Origin of the sequence: Enterovibrio coralii, assembly GCF_001559595.1 — a bacterium.
GTDB classification, from domain to species: Bacteria; Pseudomonadota; Gammaproteobacteria; order Enterobacterales; family Vibrionaceae; genus Enterovibrio; species Enterovibrio coralii.
In genome coordinates this window covers 45695-59969 of the sequence record NZ_LNTY01000015.1, presented here as the reverse complement: position 1 = coordinate 59969, position 14275 = coordinate 45695, and the positions used below count along the sequence as shown (strand labels likewise).

Sequence of the window (14275 nt, the reverse complement as noted above, 5' to 3'; positions counted from 1 at the left end):
TATGCTTTATCTGTAGAGGTAAGTTTTGGATTTATTATCAATGATTAACTTTGATCTAAATGAGCTAGGCCAACTAGGTTCAATGTTAAGTGGTATAGCTACTTGTATAGCTGTTTTTGTTGCATGGAAAGCAAAAAATGAGTGGTTTAGCGAAAATCACTTCCAACTTAAAAATCAGTTAGTTAGTAATATGCTTGATGTTTATATGAAAGGGGTTAAGTATTGTGAGTTTCAATATTCTATTAGTGGGTTAACTATTCAAGCCATTCAAACCTGTTATAAAAATGGGGAAGAATTTAAAATTCCGGAAGAATGGGAGAAACAAGCCGTCAAAAATCTTCAAGATTTTGATAATGAGTTGCAACGATTAATTAAACAATCACTAATTGTTGAATCATTAAATAATAATAAACATAAAGATTTGACTAATCGTATAGTTACTTGCTCAAACCGTGCAATTCATTTATTACAATACACAAATTTGACCAATTCTGAGTTTAATATTGATACTGTTGAAAAATGGGAAAATAGATATTCAATTTGTTTAGATGGAAAAATGGATTTTGAAGAAGCAATGAGGTTAGAGATTAAATCTATATCTAATGATCTTCTAGGGATGTCCCTTAACTTTGAATGGTTAAATTTAGATACTAATTTTATTTCCATTGAACAGTTTTTGGATATAGATACTAAATCAGTTAATTAAACGTTTTAAAAACTAGCAATTTAGTAGCACATATAACAAATGCATCAACACGATTTGCCACACTCGGCGTTGTCAGATTGCCTTTAGTTTCAGCGATTAAGGCATTAAAGTTCAGTTAGGTCTGTATCGTGGAAAACGTGTTATGCAGGCGTTAACCGTTGATGCCAATACTTGACTGTTATAGTAGAATCCCTGCCTTACACGCACCAGAGGCTCTGGTTAGTTATATAGGAATGTTTACCATATGTATGAATTAGTGAATGGAATAGTTGCAATTATTGTGGGTTGCTTTTTTTATAATGTCGCAACAAAGAAGCCGACGAACTTTAAATCCGAATCTTTATATGCCGATTGGGTATTTAGGAACGGAAAACTTTTAAAAGTCTGTGGGGGAGCAATGATTGTGTTAGGTGTATTTCGAGTTTTTCAAGTTTTGCTTTGAGTTTCTAAACAATTAGAATCGAATTTGACTGGAGAAACACATATTTCGCTCTGTTTTAAGTCATTTAAACGGACGCTGGATCTCCCCCAATTTAATGGACACATCACCAAAACCAAAGAAAACACTCATGACCATCGTAGAACAAATCGTCTCTCGCCAAATCGATGCTGCGATTGTGTACGAATCAAAACACGTCATCGCGTTTGCTGATCACGACCCGATTAACTTCGGGCACATTCTTATTTGCCCAAAAGTGGCGTATGAAAACCTTGTCGATCTGCCAGATAGCATTGCCGCTGAAATTCATACTGTAGCGAAAGACTTATACCGTCGCATTGAGAAGGCGTTCCAGCCGGATGGGATTTCCTTTATCCAAAACAATGGCAGTTTTAATGAGCTGTCGCATTATCACTTGCACATCTTTCCAAGATTTAAAGGCGACAAGTTTGGCTGGGTGAGTAGTGGGTTGGGTGTGCAGTCTATCGAAGTGCTTCGGGAGCACTTAGCGTATTTATAGTGGGAGTGTAGCGAGGATCTTCTCGAATCAACCTTGGTGGTGCTGCGGCGCAGTTTGTGCCGCTAAGATTGGTTGCACCACCAATGCTGTCAATTCGTTTACGCAGTAGCGTGTTAGCTTACTGCTGAGCTGCGTCGTCTTGCTGGCTCACTTCAACGTCTGTGCTTACGGTTTCTTGCACGTCGACATTTTCTTGCTCGGCCATTTTCGCACGTTCCGCTTTAGAGATGTAACGCGGCTTGTTGCTTGGGTTCAGCTTTGCGTTTTTCTTTTTCTCTTTTTTCTTCAACGTTGAAATGATCTTTTTCTTTCTGTTCATAAGAAACACCAATAGTTCTGGGGTTGGCGATTGTAGGTGTGTTCAGACAATAGCTCAAGCCGGATAAGAATGCATCGAGGACGAATAAAACTGAATGCTCAAAAATGCAGCAATTAGTTTTGTTGATTGTTTCTGGTGTGTCTATTTTTTCAATCAATGGTTATCCAGTAAATTTTAATGAATTCAGCATGCTACGCTGCACTGTTAACCTTGTAGTAACCTCGTCTTCAACGTGCGGCTGAGAGGCTGTTGCACACGTGTTATCCAATTACATTTGCGTGCATATTTCTACCCCTTTTCAGTTTCGATTTTCAATGTATACTTCGTCGACTTTTTTATGTTCACAGTGTGAAAAACGATGAAAAAATTTGCGATTAAAGCTGTAGCAGCTGCTGTCCTGACTGTGTCTCTGACTGGCTGTATTGGTCAAATGGCTACCTCTGGTGCCGTTATGAAACTGAACCTGTCTGCTGTAGACAACCGTTACGCTCGTGCGGGCCTGTACGTACTGATGAGCCCAGTATACGGCGTTGCAGCAACTGCTGACCTGTTCATTTTCAACACCATCGAATTCTGGACCGGTACTAACCCAATTTCTGGTAAATCTCCTGCGGTTGCAGACACGCCAATGAGCGCTGTAATCAAAATCAACCAGAACCTGGACAGCGACCTGACAACTGCACCTATCAAGATTTCTTCTGCAGACGTTAAACAACTGAACGACAAATCTCTGGAAATGTCAGTTGCTTACGCGGATGGTACAGTGCAAACTCTACGTGGTGAGAAAGAAGGCGAGATGGTTAACTTCTACCTGAACGACGAATTCATCACTTCAGTGGCAGTTGCAGAACTGAACGAATACGCAGCAAACCGCGTTTAATTCAGTTTTACAACGATGAGCCTGCTTTATGTGGGGCTCTGTCGTATCTACCGCCTACCAGGACTCGGTTCGGCGGATTCAGTGGATTGGACGCGAAACTTCTATTTATAGGAGTGAGTGAAATGCTCAAGTTACTTTATACATTGCCGCCATTCGTCACCTTATCAGTCGCTATTCTTTTCGAAATCATCGCGACCTCGACGATGCCAAAAACAAATTCCTTTACCAATCCGCTCGCAACGGCAACCGTTCTCGGCTGCTATGCAATTTCTTTCTATCTGTTGTCGATTACTGTCAGAGAGATGCCATTGGGCATCGCATACGCGATCTGGAGTGCAGCAGGTATAGTCTTAGTTTCTCTGGTGGCTTGGCTTTGGCACGGTCAGCAGTTGGACCTTGCGGCCATCATTGGCATGTTGCTGATTGTGGTCGGTGTGGTTGTCATCAACCTGTTTTCGACAGTGATGCACTAATTTCGTAGGGTGGGGAGCAATTTAGCCACTCCCCACTTTATATCCTGACTTCCCGTTAACTTTTGGTTTGTAACGCGAGAGATTTAGCGACATCCAGCAAGGCGTGATAATCGTAATCTCCCTCTTCTTCCACACCCGATAAGCCAACGCAGTAATCCAGCATGTAGGGCAGACGCTTTTCTGACGAATACCTTTCCACGCGCTCCTTAAAGCGTTTGAGTATTTCTTGAGTATTCGAAATCGGCGTGTTGTTTAGCAGTACGGCGAAGCGATCGCAGTCTAACCGCGCAATCACATCAGATTCTCTAAATCCAAAGCGAAGCAATTCTGCGAAGAAGGCAAGTGCGTTGTCACCTTCTTTCAATCCATAAAGCTGGTTGATGCTTTTCAGCCCACGAACATCAAAGTATGCCAACGTCGCAGGCGCATTGAGACGCTCGCACATGTTTAAGCTGTTCTGGCTCAATACCCAGAACCCTTGCTCGTTGAGCAGCCCCGTGAGGTGGTCTTGGGTGGTGAACTGCATGGCGGTCAGTTCGCGCTCCACCAAATCCGCAATGTCTTTGAGGGCGGCAATATCGCCATCATCAAATGAGCGTGGTTCGCTGTCCATAAGGCTCAGCGTGCCCATGACGGAGCCGTTGGCATGGCGAATAGGGTAGCCAGCATAGAATTTGATGGTTGGCGCGCCTGTTACGTAAGGATTGTCGAAAAAGCGCGGGTCTTTCTCGGCGTTGCATACCACCATGGCATCGTCGTCCAAAATTGTGTGTCCGCAGAAAGACAGATCGCGAGGAATGCTCTTTTCCCATTTATCGCCGGAGCAGGATTTTACCCACTGCCGATTTTTATCGATAAAGCTGATAAGCGCGAATTTGGTGGCAAACATCTGTCTCGCGAGCCGCGTTAAGCGGTCGAAGCGTTCTTCTTCGCTGGTGTCCAAAACGTTCAGATGCCGCAACGCTTCTATCTTAGCTCTTCATTGGGCGGAAAAGTTGGCGATTTCATAGTAATTCCAATTCTTTCAGCTGCTTTTATTACTATAGCGGTAGGTCTGCGGGTTTGCAGAAAGCGGGTCAGAGTGAGAAAAAAGCGCGAGGTGCAGCGTTGCATCTCGCGCTTGTTTACGTGCTTTTTAGGCGTGAATTACGAGGGCTGCGGGGCAACGCCGTGCGCAGAACCTAAGTCTGAGCTTTGCTTTGCCGAGCTGCTTGAACCGCCGCTGCCCGCGAAGGTTCTTACCAGTGAATCTAGCTCTTTAGAGAGGGATTCAATGGTATTCGCGGATTGGTGAGAATTCTTGCTGCGCTCGCTGTTTGGCCTGCAAGCTCCGCGATAACGACAATGTTTCTGTCTACGCTTTCGGTCACCACGGTTTGTTCTTCCGATGCGGTGGCGATTTGCATGTTTTGACCCGCAATGTTCTCGATTTGCTCCACCATTCGTACCATCACTGATGCGCCTTCCAGTGCTTGATTCACACTGCGAGAAGCCATTTCGCTGCTTTGCGTCATTACTTCCACACTGCGCTTAATACCAAGCTGAAGCTGTTCGATGATTTTGGTGATTTCATCGGTCGACTGGTGGGTTTTCATCGCCAGTTCACGCACCTGATCGGCAACGACGGCAAAGCCTCTGCCTTGCTCGCCTGCGCGGGCAGCTTCAATGGCTGCGTTCAATGCTAAGAGGTTGGTCTGCTCGGTGATAGAGCGAATCACGTCAATCACTGAGCCAATTTCTTCACTGTCGGTATTCAGTTGCTGCATGTTCTGACTGGCAAGCTGCATGCTTTCTGAAAGCTCATTAGCTTGCGACGAGGTTTCACTGTTCACGTTGCGGCCGGTTTGTGCAGACTCTTGCAGCTCATTAGCGACCGTTGCTGCTTGCGCCACGCTTTGAGCGATGTCCTTGCTGGTCGCTGTCATCTCGTTCATTGCTGTGGCGACAGATTCAGATTCTGCACGCTGTTTGTCTGCGTTACTGGCGGTTTTCTCGGCCAGCGAATAACTGTGTCGCGCATTGGTTGAAAGCTCACCGGAGATTGAACCGATTTTCTCCATCGTGGTTTGCAGCTTGCTGATAAAGGTATTGAAGTGAACGGCAAGCTGAGAGAGCTCGTCGTTACCCGGCAAACGCATACGTACGTCTAACGAGGTGCTGCCACTGGCGATTTTGCGCATCAGTTGGTTGGCGGTAGAGACTTTCTGAGTCACGTGGTGAGAGATAAGCAAGATTGTAAAGCAAAGTACGGTGGCGAGAACGGCTCCGATGAGTACCAGTTGTGTCATTACGCTGGTTTCTCGGTCTTTAATTGCAGAGACCAAATCTTCACTCAAGGTTTTCATCTGGGTTTCTGTTTCACGAACAGAGGCACGTAAACTACCGTGAAGCCCTTCTTGTGGGGTAAGCCCAATGTAAGTAAGACCCGTTGCGAGCGCATTGAAGGCATCGTGATACTCTTTCAACGCAGATTCCATAATAAGGCGGTTACTCGCTGGCATGTCGCTGGTTGCAATAGCCTGTTTCACACCGCCAAAGGTTGATTGAAGGCATCGACGTATTTCTCGTCTGAGCGCAACAAGAAGTCCTTCTCATGACGTCTTAGCATCAGCAATTGTTTGTAGATGCTGTCATCTTTAATACGCTGAATTTCTCGCTCTATGCGGTGCGAAGCTTCGCGCGCCACACCTTGCAACCCTTTATCGTGGGACACACCAACCGTGAGACGCTGCTCCACTAAGACTTCGAAGTCGTATTTGTACTTCTCTAGCTTGTTAAGCATGGCTTGCACGTCGCTTTGTTTTTCCATGTTCAAAGAGGCGAGCACAGCACTTGCCGATGAGAGTCGGCCACTTAATGTATTGAACTCGTTTTCAAACTTGTCTTTGTATTTGACGTCATTTCTCGCCATGAAGTCTTTTTCATGTCGGCGCAACATCAATACCGACGTTTGGCTTTTCAGTATGTCCATTGATGCCTGATCAAGTTTGTCTAGCTGGCTAAAAGAGGTGTAAAAAGTGGCAGCGAAAACAACGACAGACAGCAAAATCAATACAGCCACACTGGCCAGCTGCGCTTTGATGGTTTTGGGCAAAAAGTGACGCATGGATTCTCCTAATCTCAACGTAACCGGTTGAACAGATTATGTTTGTTGGTTAATTCATACACATATTGTCTTAAATATAGGTCAATTTTGATTTTGCTCGCGAAAAATGTTGCAAAAATATTTCAATGAATGAGCAAAGTGAGATTTAAGGCTCTATTTGACGGGGTTTAGAAAAATAAATACCGAAAAGTGCTTAAAGAACGGACGGTTAAAAGGGAGTGAGATGATGGGCCTGCTGTCGCTGACAACGAATTACTCCTATTCTGAAATGGCAGTGATGTTTTTCTGCTTCATTGAACAAGGAGATTGACGATGAAAAATTTGAAAATAGCACTGATAGCCGCGGCATTTTCCAGCTCTGCGTTTGCTGATATCAGCGATGTGGATATGCGTGTCACCACGGTGGAGCAAGGCTTTTGGGTGTCTATTTCCGAGTCAGGCGAGCCGCTTCAAGGGGCAAATGTTGTGCTTTCTGGCGCGCAGTCATCTTATATCACACCAGAAAACGGCATCGTATTTGTGCAGTCTGATCCAGCCGGAACCCGTGTTGGTGAAGTGTCTGCGACACTTTCAGATGGGCGAGTGGTTACCCAACGCGTTATGTTGCAAGAAGCCACAAAAGCTGAGTCTACGACACGTCTTTCTATTGAGCGTCTGACTATCGAAATCCTGCACCTTTGCAGGATTTTTAATAGAACTCTTTGTTTGCGACAAAGCACTGCTCGAAGCCATCGTTCCAGCCGTTAGCATAACGAGGTTCTTTGAACATTCTTTCTGGGTCTTGTCGAAATCCGTCTATGTGCGTTTTTGCTGACGTGACTTTGCTGTGACAGCCATCGTCATAGCCCTCTAGATAAGGCGTAGCGAAGCCAAGATCAGATAGCGAATCATGGCGGGTTTGAGAGCAACCTGAGATAAACCCGAGACAAAGTAACAGGCAAAGCAGGGGGTTGAGTATTGATTTCATGTCATACATCCTCTTACTGACATGCGCATAGGCTACAACCCAATGCGCTGAGTTTTTCGTCTCATAATTAACTCGTGGTGTTAAATCTTCTTAACAATACAAATGTCATCAAAATCTACGCTTTTATCGTTATTTAATATGTTGTTGCACGGTCTTTTGATTCAGGGAACGTGATACAGGATGTTTTGGACGGGAATGGATATGTGGCGATTGAGAAATATAGGCATTTTGCTGATCACAATACTGGGGCTTCAAACGGCGTGCGCAGAAACGCCCAAAGACACAAGTGAACCCGCCGTCGTGATTAAACAGGGCGGCAATAGTGCGTCGCCCGTTCGGGTGATATTCATTCATGGCTCGCCCGGCAGCAAAGAAGCGTACGACGATTATCTTGGACACCCCGCGCTTCAGTTTCTGGATTTAGTTTCTGTTGATCGATTGGGGTTTGGCGAATCTGGCTCAGAAGTCGAAACCTCGCTTCATCGTCAGGCGATGGCCATTGTTCCTTTGCTTGAAAACAGCGATAAGCAGACGTTTTTGGTTGGGCACTCTCTGGGAGGACCAATTGCGTTGCAAGTCGCTCTGATTAAGCCAGAGAAAGTCAGCGGTTTATTGCTGATTGCATCGGCTTTTGACCCTGTGCTGGAAGACCCCAAGTGGTATAACTATCTGGCGGACACTATCGTCGCGAAATGGGTGTTGCCGGAAGACATGAACCGCTCGAATGAAGAGATGATGGTCTTGGAAAGTGAGTTGGAAAAGCTGTCAGAGCAAGACTGGCAAACCTTGGATATGCCGATCGTCTTGGTGCACGGAGAGGAAGATGACATTGCCGATCCGCGTAATTCTGTTTTTGCTAAACAAAAACTGGAAGGGGCGGAACTCAAAATGTTACCCGATGAGGGGCATTTTGTGTTGTGGCAGAACGTGCCGGTTTTGGTGAATGAAATCAAAGCACTTATCGGCAATTAGGGCATGTTGTGGTGACTGGGAATGAAAGTGGAATGTAAAATTCTGTAAAGTGGGGTTGAAAAAGTAAGGCCGAGGGCGCATTTTAGTTGGGTAGCGCAATGACTGCGAACTGAAGCCAACACGATTTTTATCCACGAGGAATCGACATGAGACAAATCCTAATCGGTGTGATGACACTTATTTTAGGCTTCTTTACGCTTGTATTTGCAACAGTACTTGGATTGTTTGTTTCCCTAAGCGCGTTGATTGCCAAACCATTCGTGATGAAGAAATTACGAAAAATGCAGGAGCAGCAAGCAGGCATTTATCAACAGCAATACACGCAAGCTGAAGAAACGCCATTCGGTACGAAGCAGCCACATCAAGGCCAAACCATTGATGGTGATTATCAGGACGTGACAGACCGTCGATAATCCTCGCCGCTAAAAGAACATTAAAAAACGCCAATCTCGATTGGCGTTTTTCGTTTCTACCGATTGTATCGTCGCGAACGTGACTTGGTTATCCGGTACCTCACGTTTTCGACACCTACTGGCTGAAGGGGAAGCGATCCCATTCATACTCATCAAACAATTGCTTGATTTCTCCATTGATCAGCAGCTTTTCGAAGCGTTTGTCATAGATTCGTCTGAGCTCATCACCACGAAGCGAGTCTGAGAAGGCAGGGTATAGACGAAGATCTTTGACGATCGATATGGTCAGGGATTCCGGTTCAGGTGTGGTCGCTTCAAGCTCTTCGAGTATCTCGTCATGCGCGTCTAAAAGGGCATCGATTCTGTCCGAAGCGAGTAGCGAGAGACCTTGTCTGCGGGACTTCACTTCACGCTTGTTAAACTCCGTCTCCAGATATTCGTCATAGTCATATCCCTTTACCCAAGCAACGGTTTTGCCTTCTAAGCTTCCTTCACCCTGCCAGTTTGAAATGACATTGGGTTTGTAGACCGCCGCGACTTGCTCCGCATCAAAGTGCCATTTGGGATAGATCACGTCTTCTTGCTCATCAATGTAAGAACCAAGAAACACGTCCATTTTTTGCAGTTGAACGAGCTTGACGCTGCGGGAATAGGTGGTGGTTTGCGTTTTTACGGTGTAACCGAGCGGTTCGAAGACGCGCCGCATAATTTCAAAGTAGAGGCCGCTGCCGTCTATTTCTGTCGCATCTGCCCAATGTTCGCTGATCACAGTGATTTCACGATTGGGTAGTGTCTTTGCAAAGGAGAGTGCGGAAAAAAACAACGCGACTGTAACCAGCAGCAGTGTGGCTGCGCTCCTCAATGATGTTGCACCATACATGATGGTATTCCCCATAAAACCGTACTTTTTACGTTGAACCTCCGCGATACTGCTTTGCTGAGTTCGGCTTTTTATTGTGTGTTAGCGTCTCAATGAAATGGTGACACAGATGATGGCATGGTCACTGGAATAGGTGTCTTGATCGAATTTGGGGTCGACAAGGTGTTTGTCTTCGCAGTGAAAATCGCCCACTTCCGCAATGCTTGCGGGATCTGTGCTGTTGAACTCATTGGAGAGCAGGATGTAATCCAGCACTGACCCTTTTGCGTGGAAATAATGGGTTGAAGGCCGTTCCAGTCCTGATTCACCAATGTTTTTTACGTAAAGGTCCCAACTGTCATGCAACTGATAGTGGGAGAGCGGCATGTCTGCCATGTCCTCAGTGATTGAGCGCAATCCTGTGACGTGGAATGCACGCAAAACTTCTGAGTTGATATCGTCGTTGAAATCACCCATCAAGATCGCTGGGTTGTTGGTGTGAGAGCGTCTTTCGATGATGGAGGCCATCAGGTGACAGGCTTCAGAGCCACGCTGGATCGACGACGCCCATGAACCTGCGATTTCCTCGCGCATTGAATCGTGCAGTGTTTTCTTGTCCTGCTCGCTTTTCTCTTCAGTGATAGGACGCTTGGATTTCAGGTGCACCACGTAAACGTCGGTTTGGCCAATCGACGGCAGTTCCAACGTGGCAAACAAGGGTAAACGGCTGTATTCGAAATCTTCAGTGAGCCCAAGCTTTACAGAGAGTTCAGGGTCGGCACGCAGTGGGAGCGCACTCAATATCGGGTAACGGGACGCTAAACACACCACAGGGCTTTTGTAGATGTATTCGTCCAGCGGCTCTGGCTCGTCAACGACGGAAAAGAAGCGATAGCCGAGAGGCTCAAGCAACGATCTTAGTGTATTGGCACTGAATACTTCCTGAAATGCGATGATGTCAGGCTCGTAGCTGCCAATATAGCGATTCAACCAAGCGCGCTTTTGACGCCATTGGTCTTCGCTGTAGATGTTGCTGAATTCATAAAACGCACCGGGCGGTTCGATAAAGTTGAATAAGTTTATCGTCGCTAGCTTGAGGCCGAAGGCACTGTGCGCATATGAGCTTTTGCTATTGGTTGCAAACACGTGTCTGTCTCAGGAATGATAAGTCTAAGGTTAGTATAGCGAAGTGTGGCATAACGGCAGATAAAGAAAAGCGCTTCGTGATGAAGCGCTTCTTGAGGTTGTTGATCTTTGGTGATAGTCACTAAGCAGATGCTTTCATTTCATCCGGTTTGTCGTCGGATGACGAAGCTTCTTCGCTGGAAGCTGATTGTTCACTCAAGACTTCAGCCAAGTTTGCTCGCGACAGTTCACCTTGTAGCTCACCGTCTTCATCCAGAACAGGCAGAGGCAATTCGTGCTCCAAGGTGTCTGGGATGACTTGCTCCAACAGCGCATCAGATGGAATACCCGGCACGCTTTCGAGAACCGAATCATCAATCGCGTCGTCGTGACGTGACTCTTCCACCGATTCCAGCTTCTCGCGACACAGGGCACCTTGATAGCCGTCGTCATTCATGTAGTAACCGTGCTGCGCTTTCGCCTGACGCATCTGCGCAATCGCTTCACCCACGGTTTCAGCACTGATACGCAAGCTTTGCGGCTTCATCACTGTGTCTACCGTGAGTGCGCGAGCACGGTTAACGTCTTTCACGAAGGCTTCAACGTAGTCGTCGGCTGGATTCAACAGAATGTCGACAGGGCGACCTTGCTGCACAAGCTTACCGTCACGCAGAATCGCAATTCGGTCACCCAAGCGTAGGGCTTCGTCCAAATCGTGCGTAATGAAGATGATGGTCTTGTGTAGTTTCTCTTGCAGACCAATCAACTGATCTTGCATTTCGCTTCGGATCAGTGGGTCGAGTGCCGAAAACGCTTCATCCATCAGTAGGATTTCTGCGTCAGTACACAGGGCGCGAGCAAGACCCACACGCTGCTGCTGACCGCCTGAAAGCTGAGAAGGGTATTGTTTTTCATAACCACCCAAGCCTACGGTATCAAGCCAATCAGTGGCTTTCTTTTCACGCTCTGCCTTTTCGACGCCTTGCACTTGCAGGCCGTACGCCACGTTTTGCAAAACGGTGCGGTGCGGCATCAGACCAAAGCGTTGGAATACCATCGACATCTTGTGGCGACGGAAGTCTTGAAGCCCTTTGTCGTCCAGCTTCATGACATCTTCACCTTCCACAATGATTTGGCCTTCAGTTGGCTCAATCAAACGGTTGAAGTGACGGATCAGCGTGGATTTCCCTGAGCCAGACAGACCCATGATCACGAAGATTTCACCGCGGGCAATGTCGAGGTTGATGTCTTGCAGGCCGACGGTGTGTCCGGTGGCGGCAAGAATATCGTCTTTGGATTTGCCTGCTTTCACTTCCGGCAGCACCTTTTGTGGGGTGTTGCCGAAGATCTTGTAGAGGCCCTTAATTTGAATAAGTGGCGTGTTGTTTTCTGCGTTACTCATCGTGGCCTCCGCTCAAATGCTGCTGTGAACGTTTTGCGTAACTTTGTGATACTCGGTCAAAGATAATTGCCAAGGCAACGATAGCCAGGCCGTTAATCAGGCCAAGCGTAAAGTATTGGTTTGTGATGGATTTAAGGACGGGCTGACCCAGACCTTTTACGCCGATCATGGAGCGATAACCACCATCGCCAGTGCCATCATAATGGTTTGGTTGATCCCCGCCATGATGGTTGGCATCGCAAGCGGTAACTGCACACCGAATAAGCGCTGCATGGGACTGGCACCGTATGCCGTGGCCGCTTCCAGCACTTCTTTATCAACCAGCCTGATACCGAGGTTGGTCAGTCGTATGACTGGCGGAATGGCGTAAATCACCACCGCAATCACGCCAGGAATTTTACCGATACCCAGCAGCATCACGACTGGAATGAGGTAAACGAATGCAGGCATGGTCTGCATAACATCCAACATTGGCGTTACGGTGGATTGCACGCGATTAGAGCGCGCCATGGCGATACCAATCGGTATGCCGAGGAATATTGCCAACATGGTACACACTAAGATGATACTCATGGTGCGCATGGTGTCTTCCCACATGCCGAAATAGCCGATAGCCAGGAAAGACAATACGACGGCGACAGCAAGCTTCCATGAACGGCTGGCGACGTAGGAAATCCCCGCAAGAATCGCGATCATCAACCACCAAGGTGTGCCGAGGAGGAGTTTTTCAAACCAGATGAGAAATTGAAGAAGGGGATCAAAGAATGATTCGATGGTTTCACCGTATTCACGTGAAAAATCGCGATATGCGCCATCAAGCGTTTTACGAATTGCCAGAAGGTCTGAACGAGACATCTCTGGGAATTCAGTCAGCCAAGAATTGTCAGCCATAACAGTACTGCGTCCTCTGCGTCCTTAGTTATTTGAAACTATACACCCTCAATACGTGAGGCGTGCGCGACCTTATTTAAGACTTTACTAACGTGGGTCGCAAAATAATTATCGTTTATGTGAATTAGCGCGGGCTGAGGAATGTCAGCCCGCATCTTTGGAGAGGCGTTAAAGCGCGGCTTTTACTTTCTTCGCAACTTCTGGGCTTACCCATGCACCCCAGATGTCCTCGTGATTTTCGAGGAAGTGCTGAGCAGCAATTTCACCGTCTGCTTGGTTTTCTTCCATCCATGCCAGCAAGCCATTTAGCTGTGCGTTGGTGAATGAACGGGTAGAAAGGTAGCTCACTGCGTCAGGTGACGTTTCTGCAAAGCTTTCGGTGATCACGGTATCTACCGCTGAAGGTGGGTACATGGTCACTTTCGGCTCTAAACAGTCAGCATTGGTGGTACACGCTTTGAAGTGCTCTAAATCAACACCTGAACCGAAGTCGACTTTCACCATCTCGTACTTACCAAGAACCGCTGTCGGTGCCCAGTAGTAACCAAACCAACCTTCGCCACGCTCGTACGCTTTCGCGATTGAGCCAGACAGACCTGCACCTGAACCTGGATCGATCAGCTCAAAACCGGCGTCGCCAAGACCCATTGCGTTAAAGAGGTTGCCTGAAGAGATTTGGCAGTTCCAGCCAGCCGGACAGCCATAGAATGCAGACTTAGAAGGGTCTTCTGGGTGTTCGAACAGCTCGCGGTTCGCAACAATGCCTTGAATGGTTGCCAGCTCAGGTTTCTTGTCGACCAAGTATTTTGGCACCCAGAAACCTTCTTCACCGCCGTCAGACAACACAGCACCGGCAAAGCGCAGACGACCTTCTTCAACACCACGATCCAACGCTGCTTTCAGGGAGTTACTCCACAGCTCAGGTGCGACATCAGGCTCGCCTTTTTCAATCATTGAGGTGCCAGTAGGCATGGTATCGCCTGGGACAAGTTCTGCGTCGCAGTCATAGCCCTCGGCGAGGATAAAGCGGTCAACGTTTGCGATGAGGCTTGCGGAGTTCCAGTTCATATCCGCGATTGTTACCTTGCCACAGTCTGAAGCCAAGCTTGTCATAGGAGCGGAAGCCAGCAACAGCAACGACGTGGTTAAAAGTTTTTTCATGGAAGTTCCCTCTCATTAAAAATAGCTAGGGTGAATGAATAC

The 14275-nt window shown here is 47.1% G+C and carries 16 protein-coding genes and 1 pseudogene; 7 read left to right on the top strand and 10 right to left on the bottom strand.

Annotated elements, in window-relative coordinates:
• Positions 1–40 precede the first annotated feature (40 nt).
• On the top strand, positions 41–706 hold the full coding sequence (locus ATN88_RS04900; protein WP_067412271.1) for a hypothetical protein: 666 nt from the start codon (positions 41–43) through the stop codon (positions 704–706).
• A 569-nt stretch (positions 707–1275) separates the two neighbouring features.
• Positions 1276–1665 carry an HIT family protein gene (locus ATN88_RS04890; RefSeq protein ID WP_067412265.1) on the top strand — a complete coding sequence of 130 codons (390 nt, stop codon included), beginning with the start codon at positions 1276–1278 and terminating at the stop codon, positions 1663–1665.
• Positions 1666–1783: 118 nt separating this feature from the next.
• Here the strand turns inward: ATN88_RS04890 and ATN88_RS04885 are convergent, their stop codons facing one another.
• On the bottom strand, positions 1784–1984 hold the full coding sequence (locus tag ATN88_RS04885) for a DUF2986 domain-containing protein (RefSeq protein WP_067412262.1): 201 nt from the start codon (positions 1982–1984) through the stop codon (positions 1784–1786).
• A gap of 358 nt (positions 1985–2342) precedes the next feature.
• Here ATN88_RS04885 and ATN88_RS04880 point away from each other — a divergent pair, with 358 nt between their 5' ends.
• A complete protein-coding gene (locus tag ATN88_RS04880; RefSeq protein WP_067412259.1) occupies positions 2343–2864 on the top strand; it encodes a DUF3332 domain-containing protein in 522 nt (173 codons plus the stop codon).
• 143 nt (positions 2865–3007) lie between these two features.
• Positions 3008–3337 carry a DMT family transporter gene (locus ATN88_RS04875; protein WP_408607698.1) on the top strand — a complete coding sequence of 110 codons (330 nt, stop codon included), beginning with the start codon at positions 3008–3010 and terminating at the stop codon, positions 3335–3337.
• A 55-nt stretch (positions 3338–3392) separates the two neighbouring features.
• Here the strand turns inward: ATN88_RS04875 and ATN88_RS04870 are convergent, their stop codons facing one another.
• The 3 genes from ATN88_RS04870 to ATN88_RS26780 form a co-directional block, all read right to left on the bottom strand.
• Positions 3393–4298 carry a sensor domain-containing diguanylate cyclase gene (locus ATN88_RS04870; RefSeq protein WP_232312809.1) on the bottom strand — a complete coding sequence of 302 codons (906 nt, stop codon included), beginning with the start codon at positions 4296–4298 and terminating at the stop codon, positions 3393–3395.
• A gap of 289 nt (positions 4299–4587) precedes the next feature.
• Positions 4588–5865 (bottom strand): methyl-accepting chemotaxis protein, encoded by a 1278-nt coding sequence (locus ATN88_RS04865; protein WP_067412254.1) that lies wholly within the window; start codon positions 5863–5865, stop codon positions 4588–4590.
• Positions 5862–6443: a hypothetical protein gene (locus ATN88_RS26780; protein ID WP_067412250.1), complete on the bottom strand. Its 582-nt coding sequence runs from the start codon at positions 6441–6443 to the stop codon at positions 5862–5864. Before ATN88_RS26780 ends, ATN88_RS04865 begins: the two co-directional genes overlap by 4 nt.
• Before the next feature lie 312 nt (positions 6444–6755).
• Here ATN88_RS26780 and ATN88_RS04855 point away from each other — a divergent pair, with 312 nt between their 5' ends.
• Complete coding sequence (locus ATN88_RS04855; RefSeq protein ID WP_067412247.1) at positions 6756–7190, top strand: hypothetical protein; 435 nt, start codon at positions 6756–6758, stop codon at positions 7188–7190.
• Here ATN88_RS04855 and ATN88_RS25465 read toward each other — a convergent pair.
• The gene (locus tag ATN88_RS25465) at positions 7132–7410 is read right to left on the bottom strand and encodes a hypothetical protein (protein ID WP_198158332.1); all 279 of its coding nucleotides are present in this window, start codon (positions 7408–7410) and stop codon (positions 7132–7134) included. The two genes, ATN88_RS04855 and ATN88_RS25465, sit on opposite strands and share 59 nt — an antisense overlap.
• 180 nt (positions 7411–7590) lie before the next feature.
• Between ATN88_RS25465 and ATN88_RS04850 the strand changes: the two genes are divergently transcribed.
• Together ATN88_RS04850 and ATN88_RS04845 are read left to right on the top strand one after the other, a co-directional pair.
• A complete protein-coding gene (locus tag ATN88_RS04850; protein WP_157490656.1) occupies positions 7591–8382 on the top strand; it encodes an alpha/beta fold hydrolase in 792 nt (263 codons plus the stop codon).
• Positions 8383–8528: 146 nt separating this feature from the next.
• On the top strand, positions 8529–8795 hold the full coding sequence (locus ATN88_RS04845; protein WP_067412241.1) for a hypothetical protein: 267 nt from the start codon (positions 8529–8531) through the stop codon (positions 8793–8795).
• A 115-nt stretch (positions 8796–8910) separates the two neighbouring features.
• Here the strand turns inward: ATN88_RS04845 and ATN88_RS04840 are convergent, their stop codons facing one another.
• From ATN88_RS04840 to ATN88_RS04820, 5 genes and pseudogenes are all read right to left on the bottom strand, one after another.
• Positions 8911–9675 carry a substrate-binding periplasmic protein gene (locus ATN88_RS04840; RefSeq protein ID WP_157490655.1) on the bottom strand — a complete coding sequence of 255 codons (765 nt, stop codon included), beginning with the start codon at positions 9673–9675 and terminating at the stop codon, positions 8911–8913.
• A gap of 81 nt (positions 9676–9756) precedes the next feature.
• A complete protein-coding gene (locus ATN88_RS04835) occupies positions 9757–10800 on the bottom strand; it encodes an endonuclease/exonuclease/phosphatase family protein (protein ID WP_067412236.1) in 1044 nt (347 codons plus the stop codon).
• Positions 10801–10921: 121 nt separating this feature from the next.
• On the bottom strand, positions 10922–12181 hold the full coding sequence (locus tag ATN88_RS04830; RefSeq protein WP_067412233.1) for a quaternary amine ABC transporter ATP-binding protein: 1260 nt from the start codon (positions 12179–12181) through the stop codon (positions 10922–10924).
• Positions 12174–13072: pseudogene (locus tag ATN88_RS04825) on the bottom strand (ABC transporter permease). The gene ATN88_RS04830 and the pseudogene ATN88_RS04825 overlap by 8 nt, the downstream one beginning before the upstream one ends.
• Before the next feature lie 168 nt (positions 13073–13240).
• On the bottom strand, positions 13241–14233 hold the full coding sequence (locus ATN88_RS04820; protein ID WP_067412230.1) for an ABC transporter substrate-binding protein: 993 nt from the start codon (positions 14231–14233) through the stop codon (positions 13241–13243).
• Positions 14234–14275 lie beyond the last annotated feature (42 nt).